This window comes from Acidaminococcus sp. HCP3S3_G9_1 (assembly GCF_052122455.1).
Taxonomy (GTDB): Bacteria; Bacillota; Negativicutes; order Acidaminococcales; family Acidaminococcaceae; genus Acidaminococcus.
This window is the reverse complement of record NZ_JBQKCH010000001.1, coordinates 176,096-188,135: the sequence shown is the minus strand read 5'-3', so window position 1 is coordinate 188,135 and position 12,040 is coordinate 176,096. Positions and strand designations below refer to the sequence as shown.

The window sequence follows — 12,040 nt, the reverse complement described above, 5'->3', positions numbered from 1 at the left end:
AGCTGGAATGGTTGTGGATTACTCGTTTTTGTCGTTTTCATGGAGCCAGGGCATCATGCTGCGCAGTTTTTCCCCGACTTTTTCGATGGGATGTTCCGCATGCTGACGGCGCATGGCCAGGAAGTGAGCCCGGCCGCCGGCACGGTTTTCCAGCAGCCAGTCTTTGGCGAAGGTGCCGTCTTGGATATCCTTCAGAACCTGTTTCATGGCAGCTTTGGAATCCTGGGTCACCACTTTCGGGCCGGCGGTATAGTCCCCATATTCGGCGGTGTCGGAAATGGATTTCCGCATTTTGGCCATGCCGCCTTCGTACATCAGGTCCACGATCAGTTTCATTTCATGGAAGGTTTCAAAGTAGGCGATTTCAGGCTGATAGCCGGCTTCGCACAGGGTTTCGAATCCGTTGGTGATCAGCTGGCAGATGCCGCCGCACAGGACAGCCTGTTCCCCGAACAGGTCAGTTTCCGTTTCTTCTTGGAAGGTGGTCTGGATGACCCCGGCACGGGTGCCGCCGATGCCTCTGGCATAGGCCAGGGCCAGGTCGAAGCATTTGCCCGTGGCATCCTGTTCCACTGCGAATACATCAGGGACGCCGCCCCCTTCTACAAAAGTCCGGCGGACCAGATGGCCCGGACCTTTGGGAGCCACCATGAACACGTCCACATCAGCGGGAGGGACGATCTGCTTGAAATGGACGTTGAACCCATGGGCAAAAGCCAGGGCGCTGCCGCTTTTCAGGTTGGGAGCGATTTCGGCTTTGTACACATCGGCCTGCTTTTCATCAGGGATCAGGACCATGGTTACGTCAGCAGCGGCTACCGCTTCGGCTACGGTCTTCACTTCCAGGCCGGCAGCCCGGGCCACATCGGCGGATTTGCTGCCTTTGTACAGGCCCACCACCACGTTGACGCCGCTTTCCTTCAGGTTCAGGGCATGGGCATGGCCCTGGCTGCCGTAGCCGATGACGGCCACCGTCTTGTCCTTCAGTACGCTCCAGTTAACGTCCTTGTCATAAAATACTTTTGCCATGGGAAACATCTCCTTTGAAAATAGAAATAAAATGGGGATACACTGCAGGGGTCTTTCGTATAAAAAAATCCGTCCCTATGAAAATAGGGACGGAAAGTTTCCGCGATACCACCCTGGTTCTCCGGCCATTGCTGGCCTGGAGCGCTCTGCAACGTACAATCATACGCGTTCCGGTTAACGGGGGAAAGCCGTCCGTGCTTACTGTCTTTCAGCAGGCTCCTGGGGGAGGATTTTCCTTTGCCGGTTTCTGCTGGCTCTCACCATCTGTCAGCTCTCTGGGAGAAACGGGAGGCAAAGTACTCGTTCCCTTCATGGGATTTGCCTTGTTCACTTGGTTTGAAAAGGATGGTGTCAGTATACATTGCACAAGAACAGTTGTCAACATGATTTTTAAAAAAGTTTCAAAAGCACAAAACGAAAATAAAAAGTGTAAAGAATGTAATAGCCGTTTTTCTATTTCCGGAACCGGTAGCCCACGCCCCATACGGTTTCGATGTACTCCGGTTTGGTGGTGGAGGTTTCGATTTTTTCCCGAATCCGGTTCACGTGGACGGAAACCGTGGCCGTGTCCCCCAGGGAATCTTCTCCCCAGATCCGCTCGAACAGGGTCTCTTTGCTGAACACGATCCCCGGATGTTCCGCCAGGAACAGCAGCAGGGCGAATTCCTTGTTGGGCATGATCACTTCTTTCCCGTCCACATAGACCCGGTGGCCTTCCCGGTCGATGGTCAGGCCTCCCCGCTGGAGCACCGGGCTGGCGGCTTTCTGGCCGGTGAGCTGCCGGTACCGCTGGAGATGGGACTTTACCCGGGCCACCAGTTCTCCCGGGCTGAAGGGCTTCACGATATAGTCATCGGCGCCCAGGCCCAGGCCCCGGATCTTGTCCACATCTTCCTGCCGGGCGGACACCATAAGGATGGGGATGTTCCGCTTTTCCCGGATCTGCCGGCACACCTGGAACCCATCCAGCCCCGGCAGCATAATGTCCAGCAGCACCAGATCCACCTCTGGTTCCAGGGCTTTCTTTTCCCCGGAGGGGCCGTCCGGGGCGATTTCCACCTGATAGCCGTTGGCTTCCAGATAATCCCGTTCCAGTTCCGCTATATCCCTGTCATCTTCAACAATCAGGATCTTTTCCATTGTTCCCATTCTCCTCCAAAGAAAATTCCATGCATATTTTCAGGCCCCTGGGCTGATTGGCCTCCGCCCAGATCTTTCCCTTCATGGTTTCCACGATTTTCCGGACCACCGCCAGGCCCAGGCCGCTGCCGGCGGACACATGGCTCCGGGCCCGGTCCGTCCGGTAGAAGCTTTCAAAGATCCGGTCCAGCTGGTCTGGTGCCACCCCGGATCCGTTGTCCGCCAGTTCCAGCCGTACCCGGTTCTTTCCGTCAGAGAACAGGTGGAATTGGGCGGTGCCGGTTTTTTCCGTTTTGTATTTCCAGCTGTTGCTCAGCAGGTTGTCCAGCACCCGGGCAAACTGGTCCCGGTCCATTTTCACAGGGGCCCGGTCCAGGGTGCTTTCCAGAGTCACCTGGAGGCCGTTCTGTTCCCAGTGATCCTTTTGTTCCTCCACATAGTCCTTCAGACAGGCGCAAAGATCCACCGTTTCCCAATGGAAGGGAACCTGGTCCAGATCCAGTTTGGAAAACAGGAACAGGGTCTGGTTCAGTTTGGCCATGCTTTCGGTGGTTTCCAGGATTTTCTGGAGGTACCGCTGCTGTTTTTCCGGGGTGTCCGCGATCCCGTCCTGGAGCCCGGAGGCATAGCCCTGGATTTTGGTGAGAGGGGTGGCCAGGTCGTGGGCGATCCCTGCCAGCATTTCCTTCCGGCTCCGGTCATACTGCTCCCGTTTTTCCCGGGCATGGCGCAGTTCCAGCCGGGTGGTCTCAAAGGCCCGGAGGGTGTCTCCGATTTCATCCCGGCTGTCGGCTTTCACCGGGGTATCCAGGTCTCCCCGGCTCACCTGGGCGGCCACCCGGCGGAGTTTGTTCAAAGGCTTCAGCAGCTGGACGGCCATAAGCCGGCTGAGAGCCAGGCCTGCCAGGGCAGCGGTCAGCATCACCAGCAGGAAGGCTCCTACGAAGCTGCCCTTGAAAAGTTCCTTGGAGTGCATGGCGAACCGGTCGTCGGTTTCCACCAGCGGGTCAGCCCCCACCACATAGGTTTCCACGCCGGTCTGGAGGGAACGGTAGTAGAAGGCCACTCCTTTTTTCCCCCAGCTGATGCCACCCCGGCCTTCCGGTACCTGCTGGAGAGTGGCGGTGCGGATTTCCTCCGGCTGCTGCCCTTCCGTCACATAGAAGGGCTGGCCGTTCCGTTCCAGCAGTACCCGGAGCCCCTGGTCTTCCAGATGGTCACTGACCAGCAGCAGAGGTTTGGGTTTGTCCGGGTTGTAATGGTCTGACCGGACCCGGAGCCGGGTCAGTTCAAACTGGATGGACAGAGTGGGGCCGCTTTCCGGCCAGATGAAGGAAAGGACGCTGGCACGGTTCAGGTTTTCTATACCAAAGATCCAGAAAATCCCCACACTGAGCACCATGAAGCAGAGTACAGGGGTCAGGATCATCAGATAGTTGGCGGCCAGCAGCCGTTTCCGGATGGGAAGGTCTTTCCAGCGCATAGGTTCCACAGTCCCGCCCGGGAAAAGCGGGAGGCTCCTTTCTTTTTGACTGTCTTCATATTATAGCATTTTTCCCGGGGCCTCCGAATGGAAGGAAAGATTGTTTCGAAAGAGTTTATGGGCTGTTTCTTTCTTTACAATAAAAAAATAAAAAATGGGAGAATGCAACAAAAATACAAAAAATCATTGACAAGCGTACTCACGGGAGATAAAATAGCGACAATTCACAATTTCAAATCCCAATCCCATGAGGGGAAAGAGTAGTCCGGGGGAAGCTGACAGAGAGATGGCGGCAGGTGCGAGCCATCAGGGGAACCTGGAGGAAACTGGTCCCGGAGGAGACAGGCTGAAGCAGGGCAGTAGGCCTGGACGGTGTTCCCCGTTACCGGAAGCGCGTATGACTGTACGTGGCAAAGTGTCCCGGACCAGCAATGGACCGGGGAAACAGGGTGGTACCGCGGATTTTTCCGTCCCTTTGGAGGGACGGATTTTTTTATTTCTGCGGCCACCGTCAAATCGACTTTCCCCACCAGGGTTCCGATACCAGAACCCATTGAAAAGGATCAGGGCCACGATACCAGGGCCCAGTTGAAAAGGAAACAGCGTTGAAGGAGGACCTCTTATGGAAATGACCGGCGCAGAAGCCATCCTTGCATGTCTCAAAGCAGAACAGGTCCCGGTGGTTTTCGGCTACCCGGGAGGGGCCGTACTGGGCCTGTATGATGCCATTTACAAAACCAACTTTCCCCATATCCTCACCGGCCACGAACAGGGGGCCATCCACGCGGCGGACGGGTACGCCCGGGCCACCGGAAAGGTGGGGGTGTGCATTGCCACCAGCGGCCCCGGGGTCTGCAACATGGTGACGGGGATTGCCACCGCCAACATGGATTCCATTCCCCTGGTGATCATCAGCGGTCAGGTGGCCACCTCCCTGATCGGTCAGGACGCCTTCCAGGAGGCGGACACCGCAGGGATCACCACTCCCATCACCAAATACAACTATCTGGTCCGGAAGGTGGAGAACCTGCCCCAGGTGCTGAAAGAAGCCTTTTACATTGCCCGGACCGGCCGGCCGGGACCGGTGCTCATCGACATCGTCACCGACGTGTTCGATGCCAGACTGGATTTCCAGTATCCCCAGGAGGTCCATCTCCTGGGCTACCAGGGGAGTCTCCATCCCCGGCAGTCCGATGTCCGGCGGGCGGCGGAAGCCCTCTGCCGGGCCCACCGTCCGGTGATCATGGCCGGAGGCGGGGTGATCCTGTCTGGCACCGGAGGAGTGCTTACGGAACTGGCCCGAAAAACCGGGATCCCGGTGGTCACCACCCTGATGGGGAAAGGGGCCGTGCCCGATTCCCTCCCCCAGAACCTGGGGATGCTGGGGATGCACGGCAGCTACGCCGCCAATATGGCAGTATCCGGCTGTGACCTGCTGCTGGCTTTCGGGGTCCGGTTCGACGAACGGTCCACCGCCAAGGCCAGCCTGTTTGCCCCGGCGGCCCGGATCGTCCATTTCAATGTGGAACCGGGGGAAATCAACAAGATCATCCCGGTCCAGGTGGCGGTGCCCGGCGATCTCCAGGAATCCCTGCCCCTTTTTGCCAGTCTGGTGGAACCTCTGGCAGAAGCCGTTAAAGAGCAGACGGCTCCCTGGCGGGAACAGGGAGAAGAAATGAAACGGGAGGTCCCCTGCAGCGCCCATGGGTGCACCGGGGGGATTTCTCCGGAAACCGCCCTGAAACAGGCGGCGGCCCGGGCTCCCCAGGACACCCTTGTGGTCACCGACGTGGGCCAGCACCAGATGTGGGCGGCCCAGTTCTTCCCTACGGAACAGCCCCGGCATTTCCTTACGTCCGGAGGGCTGGGCACCATGGGGTTCGGCCTTCCTGCCGCCCTGGGAGCCAAAGTGGGGGAACCGGACAAAACCGTCCTCCTGATTACCGGGGACGGGAGCATTTTGATGAACTGTCAGGAATTCACCACCCTGCCCACCTACGGCATCCAGGTGAAGACCATCGTCCTGCGGAACGGCCAGCTGGGCATGGTGCGCCAGCTCCAGGGCCTGTTCCGGGGAGGCCGGTATTCCCAGACCAAACTGATCCGGAAGCCCTCCATGGCCAAAATCGCGGAAGCCATGGGGATCCCTTCCCGGAGCATTTCCCGGCCGGAAGAGCTGGCAGCAGGTCTGGAGTTCCTGTTTGGGTCGGAGGGATCCGCCCTGCTGGAAATCACCATTCCCGAGGATGAACGGGTCTATCCCATGGTCCCGGGCAGCAAAGGGCTGGATCAGATGATCCTGGGCCCGGAAGAGAAATAAGGAGGAAAACCCATGAAATGGCAGCATATCGCCCTTCTGGTCAACAACCGGCCGGGAGTCCTGTCCCATGTGGCCGGACTCATCGCCCGCCGGAACATCAATATCGAATGCCTGAACGTAGGCTACACGGAAATCCCGGAAATCAGCCGGATCAACCTGGTGGTGGGAGTGGAAAGCCGGTTCCAGCTGGACCAGGCCATCCACCAGCTGAGCCATCTCATCGATGTAATCAAGGTGGTGAACCTGGATGATGCCCCCCTGGTGAGCTATGAACTGACCCTGATCAAGGTCAGCGCCCCTACCCCCCAGATCCGGGAAGAACTGACCAACATTGCCGGGCTGTTCCATGCCAAGATCGTGGATGTGTATCCGGATTCCCTGATTTTCCGGCTTACGGGACGACAGGATCATATTGAGGCCTTAAAGCAGATGCTCCGGAGCTACACCGTCCTGGAAATCGCCACCACCGGACAGATTGCCCTGGGACGGGGGCCCCAGACGGTGAAGGACAGCCTGCTGGCCGCACCCCGGCCGGAAGAAACGGAACCGGCTGAAAGGAAAGGAGAACAGCCATGAGCCAGAACCAGACCGCGGATTTCCGCCTGTTTGCCCGTTTGTCCGTCCTCCGGAACCTCCGCCGGGATCCGGTGATCCACAGCCTGGCCAAAGCCCAGGCCCATCCGGAACGGGAGAAACACCTGGCCAGGGCCCGGGAAGCTGTCCTGGCCGCCGCTGAAGAGCTGGGCCTTGCCGGGAACCTGTGGCAGGGATACTTTTTCCATCTCCTGGCAGAAGGGGACAACCTGGCCGCCCAGGTGGCGGAAAAACAGGGCACCGCCGGCAGCGGCCTTCTGGCGGCTCTCACCCGGGATCTGGAGGCCCTCCGTCCCTTTTTGGACCTGTCCGGGCAGGCGGTGTTCCAGGACGGGTTCTATGACCATTATGAACCCAGCCGGCCGGCCCGGGAGAACCTGGAAAGCCAGCTGGCCCGGCAATTGAAAGAAACCCCTGAAGCAGCCGGACAGGCCCGGCTGCTGCTCCACCATTACCAGCGGTACGGCCGGGGAAAAATGGCCCGGTATGAAGCCTTCTGCCTGGATGCCAAAGGACGGTTCCAGGGGATTGCAGACTTTCCCCATTACGCCTGGGACGATATCCTGGGTTATGAGGACCAGAAGGAGAAGCTCCTGGCCAATACCCGGCAGTTCATGGCCGGCCGGGGCTGCAACAATGTGCTTTCCACCGGCAGCCGGGGAACCGGGAAGTCCACCTCCATCAAGGCCCTGATCCCCCTGTTCAGTGCCCAGGGCCTGCGTCTGGTCCAGATCAAGCGGGATCAGCTCCAGCTCCTGGCGGAAGCCATGGAACGGGCCGGGAAGATCCGCAGCCACCGGTTCCTGTTCTTCTTCGACGACCTGTCCTTTGATGAGAACGAAAAGGAATACAAGTACCTGAAATCCGCCATTGACGGAGGGGCCGCTCCCCAGCCGGACAATGTGATGCTGTGCGCCACCAGCAACCGGCGGCACCTGCTGAAGGAAACCTGGACGGACCGGAGCGACGACCTGGAGGCGGAAGTGTACCGGGAAGACGCCACCAATGAATCCATTTCCCTGTCCGACCGGTTCGGGCTGATCCTCCATTTCGGGGCTCCCACCCAGCAGGAATACCTGGCCATCATCGACCATGAACTCCGGAAAGAAGGCATCCAGCTGTCTCCGGAAGAACTCCGGGTGGAAGGGGTCCGGTGGGAAATGGAACACTCCGGCCGGAACGGAAGGATCGCCAAACAGTTCGTCCAGTGGTATCTGGGGAATCATTGAGAGGGTTGCTGCGTCTGCAGCAGCCCCTTTTTCATGTCCGATAACCGCCGGTTTTTTCTTTTTTTCTGGTACAATATAGGCAGAACAGGAGGGGAAACCATGAAAAAGACGGTGTTGTATATGGATAAGGTGGAAAGTCCCTTGGGGACCATCCTCTTGAGCAGCCATGGAGAAAAGCTGAACGGGCTGTGGTTCCAGGGGGAGAAGTATGAAGAAATCCGGATGAAAAACGAAGACGGTGTGGAAGAACGGCCGGATCTCCCTGTATTCCAGGAAACCCGGCGTTGGCTGGACCTGTATTTCCAGGGGAAAGATCCAGGCTTCACGCCTCCCCTTGAACTGTCCGGCAGTGATTTCCGGCAGCAGGTAGGGCGGATCATGCTGACCATTCCTTACGGAAAGACCATGACCTATGGCGCCATTGCCCGGGAAATGGCCCGGAGGGAGGGAAAGGAGCGGATGTCGGCACAGGCCGTGGGAGGAGCGGTGGGCCACAATCCCATCAGCTTGATCATTCCCTGCCATCGGGTGGTGGGGACCAGCGGAAGCCTGACCGGATACGGCGGCGGTATGCCCCGGAAAGTGTGGCTGCTGGAACATGAAGGAATCGATCTGAAAGCCTTCGGTTTCACCATACCGAAAAAAGGGACTGCCCTGTAACAGGGACAGTCCTTTTTGCTTCCAGGAGATTCAGTTTCTTCCCCACACGGTCCAGCGTCCTCCTTCTCCCAGTTTTTCCCAGTTTCCCGGGACGGTCTGGAGGAAGTCCTTCTGGCTGCTCTGGTCTACTAGGACGATGATTCTTCCCGTATCTGGCAGGTCTTCCAGGGCTTCGAAGGGCATCATGTTCTTGGCGTTCCAACTGATCCCTTCCGGCCGCATCTGCTGCAGCCGCTGCCGGGTTACCAGCCGGGGAGCGGGGATCTTGCTGTAATAGGTGAAGGAAACCGGATACCGGCCCCCGTACACGTACACCGGCACCCCGGGCACATGATGGGCAGAAACCAGCTGGGCCACATCCCAGGCGGAAGCCTGGCGGCACAGGGGAGCAGCCAGCACAAAAGACAGCACCGTGAACAGCAGGCCCATGGTCACGGCTGCCCGTTTCACCCAGTACTGGAGATCCAGCCGGCTGGCGGCACAGGCCAGGCCTATGGCCAGCGGGGGCAGACAGGGGAAGGTGTAGGTGGGATATTTGGTGGCCATGCATTCAAAGAAGAACCAGGTGACCAGCACCCACAGGAACAGGAATCGCTGCCGGTCGTCCAGGCTCTTCCAGAAGGTCCGGGTTTTGATCCGTTCCTTCAGGGTCTTCCCGTATTTCTTCCACAGCCAGGGCAGGCTCAGGCTCCAGGGGAAGCAGCCAATGAGGAAAATCAGGAAGTAATACCACCAGGTGTTGTTCCGGGGATGTTCGGACACCGTGGCCCGGAGCACATTGTGGACCCCGATGAACCCGTCCAGGAAGGCGGAACCGTGGAGAAGTGTCATGGGGACGTACCAAAGGGCGGCAATGGCCAGAGCCAGCAGGATTCCCCGGAACAGCTTCATGTGGGCCAGGGTCTTGAAATCCCGGTTCCCGGCCAGGTAGGCCAGGATGATCAGGCCGGGGAGCACCAGACCCAGAGGCCCTTTGGTCAGGATGGCCAGACCGGCCAGGGCATAGGCTCCGTAATACAGACGGGGCCGTTTTTCTGTCTTGGCCAGGTAGAACAGCATCAGGGCTCCGTCCAGCGTGACGAACAGGGTCATATCGGTGATCACCGCTTTGGCCAGGTAGAAATATTCCGCGCTGGTGGCCATAATGAGACCGCTGAGGAATCCCACATTCCGGCTGTACAGCTTCTGGGCGAACCAGTAGGTCTGGAGCACCCCGATGGTGCCGAAAACCGCCGGGAAGAACCGGGCGGCAAAGGAAGTCTCTCCAAACAGTTGGAAGGCCGCCAGCAGTTCTCCGTAGAACATCCAGGGTTTGTCATACCAGTAGTTTCCGTAGATCCGGGGGGAAAGCCAGTCCCCGGAAGCCAGCATCTCCTTGGCGGTAAGGGCATAGTTGGATTCCACCGGATCGGTGATCAACAGCTGTCCGTTGCCGGCAAAGAACAGCACCAGGCTCAGCAGCAGAAGCAGAAAAGCAGGCCAGTGCCGATGATAAAAGCCCAGCAGCGGATTGTCGTCATGTTCCCAATATTCCATATCCGGATCCTCCCATATCTTGATGGTTCCAGTATAGAAGGGAATCTTAAAGGAAAATTAAACACAATCGAAGGATTGATTAAAGAAAAGGAGGACAGCTGTACGTACGACTGCTGGTATGACAGGAAGAGGAAAAATAAAATACGGAAAATTCCAAGTGAACCCGGAAGGCGGTAACCGGGACCGGAATTATCTCAATGACGGTGCCGTGGGAACCGATTCCCTGGCAGTAGGGGCCGGGGCTTATGCCGATGGGACCATGGGGGCAACCGCCCTGGGCAATGATGCCCATGCAGAAGGGGAACGGGCTTTGGCCGTAGGGAACGGATCCCGGGCCACAGGGTTGGATGCCATTGCCATCGGCACCGGGTCCCAGGGAGAAGCCAATGGCACCAATGCCATTGCCATTGGGGAACAGAGCCATGCTGTAGGCCTGTACACCACAGCGGTAGGCAGTTATTCCGAAGCCACTGCAGAAGGGGCCGTGGCCCTGGGGCAGCAGGCCAAGAGCAAAGGGGCATACAGCACCAGCATCGGCCTTATGGCCAACGGCATGTATGAAGGAGGCACGGCCGGGGATTATTCCACCGCCGTAGGCGCCTATTCTGAATCTTCCGGACTGGCTTCCACAGCTTTGGGCGGCTTCAGCAAAGCCACTGAGAAATTTGCCACTTCCCTGGGGTATGCCAGTGGAGCCGGCCTGCGGGGGACGGCGGTGGGAGCCGCCAGTCTGGCAGAAGGAGAAGGGGGAACGGCTGCCGGTATCCTGAGCCGTGCTGTTGCCTCCGGGTCCGTGGCTCTGGGCATGGAATCCGTGGCCGACCGGAAAGCGGGCTGGCAGGGCTACCATCCCGTATACGGCCAGATGGTCGATTCGTCTCCTGCCTGGCAGTCCTCGTGGGGCGCCGTGTCCGTAGGAGCTGGGCCTCAGGATCAGGATGAAAACGGCAGGCCGATTCCCCAGCAGACCCGGCAGATCATCAACCTGGCAGCCGGGACGGAAGATACCGATGCGGTGAACGTAGCCCAGCTGAAGGAAGCCATGAGCGATGCCCGGATCTCCATCCATGCCGGAGAAGGGATCATTGTGGAGAAACTGGGAACGGAATACACCATCAAAGCCAATCTCAACGGATTGAGCAACGAACATGGAACGGTACATATCCTGTCCGACCCCAGTGAGCTTCCCGGCACCCAGGATGAGCCGGAACTCAGACCGGCCAGAGCTGCCCTGCGGGCGGTGGCGGAACCGGAAACTGACGACGGAGGTCCGCTCCATGTAGGCTACGTGGCCAACGAGGTGGATTTTGCCACCGACGACAGGAATACCGCCAAACTCAACGACGGGGGTACCGTCAATGTACTGGGCGGGGACAACATCCATACGGCTTCCTCCACTACAGTCGAAAATGGCCGGACTGTGGACACCATCCACATCCATCTGAAACCGGACATCAAGGTGAACAGTGTGACCATCGGGGAAAAGGGCCCGGTGCTGGATGGAAAGGGTATGGATATGAAAGGTCTGTCCATTACGGGACTGGCACCTGGCGAAGTGTCGGCTGCCTCTACCGATGCAGTGAACGGCAGCCAGCTCTATGCCACCAACCAGATGGTCCAGGAAAATCGGCAGAATATCACCCAGCTGGGGAACTCTCTGAACAAACTGGATGCCCGGGTGAACCGGGTGGGTGCCGGGGCCGCCGCGCTGGCAGCTCTCCAGCCCCTGGACTTTGATCCGGATGACAAATGGGATTTTGCCGCCGGATACGGCAATTATGCAGGAGCCCATGCCATGGCCATCGGGGCCTATTACCGGCCCACGGAAGATATGATGTTCAGTGTGGGAGGCTCCTTCGGCGGAGGGGAGAATATGGTCAATGCCGGAGTCACCTTCAAACTGGGCAAAGGAGGCAAAGTGACCACCTCCAAGACGGCCATGGCCAGGGAAATCAGCATCCTCCGCAGCAATGTGGAAGAACTGAAAGCCATCGTCAGCCGCCAGAGTGCCCTGATCGATCAGCTGACTGCAAAAGAACGGTAAGGAAA

The 12,040-nt window shown here is 58.5% G+C and carries 9 protein-coding genes and 2 other annotated features; of the genes, 5 read left to right on the top strand and 4 right to left on the bottom strand.

Going from position 1 to position 12,040, the window contains the following annotated elements:
* Nucleotides 1-18: 18 nt before the first annotated feature.
* From ilvC to ACTQY1_RS00885, 3 genes are all read right to left on the bottom strand, one after another.
* Nucleotides 19-1,029 (bottom strand): ketol-acid reductoisomerase, encoded by a 1,011-nt coding sequence (gene ilvC, locus ACTQY1_RS00895; protein ID WP_022487954.1) that lies wholly within the window; start codon nt 1,027-1,029, stop codon nt 19-21.
* An 82-nt stretch (nt 1,030-1,111) separates the two neighbouring features.
* Nucleotides 1,112-1,351 (bottom strand) — a binding site (T-box leader).
* A gap of 131 nt (nt 1,352-1,482) precedes the next feature.
* Complete coding sequence (locus ACTQY1_RS00890) at nt 1,483-2,169, bottom strand: response regulator transcription factor (RefSeq protein ID WP_022487955.1); 687 nt, start codon at nt 2,167-2,169, stop codon at nt 1,483-1,485.
* Nucleotides 2,147-3,652: a sensor histidine kinase gene (locus tag ACTQY1_RS00885; protein ID WP_022487956.1), complete on the bottom strand. Its 1,506-nt coding sequence runs from the start codon at nt 3,650-3,652 to the stop codon at nt 2,147-2,149. Before ACTQY1_RS00885 ends, ACTQY1_RS00890 begins: the two co-directional genes overlap by 23 nt.
* Nucleotides 3,653-3,890: 238 nt before the next feature.
* Nucleotides 3,891-4,130 (top strand) — a binding site (T-box leader).
* 144 nt (nt 4,131-4,274) lie between these two features.
* On the opposite strand from ACTQY1_RS00885, the gene ilvB reads away from it, so the two are divergent.
* From ilvB to ACTQY1_RS00865, 4 genes are all read left to right on the top strand, one after another.
* Nucleotides 4,275-5,972, top strand: coding sequence for a biosynthetic-type acetolactate synthase large subunit (ilvB, locus tag ACTQY1_RS00880; RefSeq protein ID WP_370833443.1), 1,698 nt, complete (start codon nt 4,275-4,277; stop codon nt 5,970-5,972).
* A gap of 12 nt (nt 5,973-5,984) precedes the next feature.
* On the top strand, nt 5,985-6,548 hold the full coding sequence (gene ilvN, locus ACTQY1_RS00875) for an acetolactate synthase small subunit (RefSeq protein ID WP_022487958.1): 564 nt from the start codon (nt 5,985-5,987) through the stop codon (nt 6,546-6,548).
* Nucleotides 6,545-7,795 (top strand): ATP-binding protein, encoded by a 1,251-nt coding sequence (locus ACTQY1_RS00870; RefSeq protein WP_441373728.1) that lies wholly within the window; start codon nt 6,545-6,547, stop codon nt 7,793-7,795. Before ilvN ends, ACTQY1_RS00870 begins: the two co-directional genes overlap by 4 nt.
* Nucleotides 7,796-7,894: 99 nt before the next feature.
* Nucleotides 7,895-8,455: a methylated-DNA--[protein]-cysteine S-methyltransferase gene (locus ACTQY1_RS00865; protein WP_441373727.1), complete on the top strand. Its 561-nt coding sequence runs from the start codon at nt 7,895-7,897 to the stop codon at nt 8,453-8,455.
* Nucleotides 8,456-8,485: 30 nt separating this feature from the next.
* On the opposite strand, the gene ACTQY1_RS00860 is transcribed toward ACTQY1_RS00865, so the two are convergent.
* Complete coding sequence (locus ACTQY1_RS00860) at nt 8,486-9,991, bottom strand: ArnT family glycosyltransferase (protein WP_022487961.1); 1,506 nt, start codon at nt 9,989-9,991, stop codon at nt 8,486-8,488.
* Nucleotides 9,992-10,109: 118 nt separating this feature from the next.
* Between ACTQY1_RS00860 and ACTQY1_RS00855 the strand changes: the two genes are divergently transcribed.
* Nucleotides 10,110-12,035 carry a YadA-like family protein gene (locus ACTQY1_RS00855; RefSeq protein ID WP_441373726.1) on the top strand — a complete coding sequence of 642 codons (1,926 nt, stop codon included), beginning with the start codon at nt 10,110-10,112 and terminating at the stop codon, nt 12,033-12,035.
* Nucleotides 12,036-12,040 lie beyond the last annotated feature (5 nt).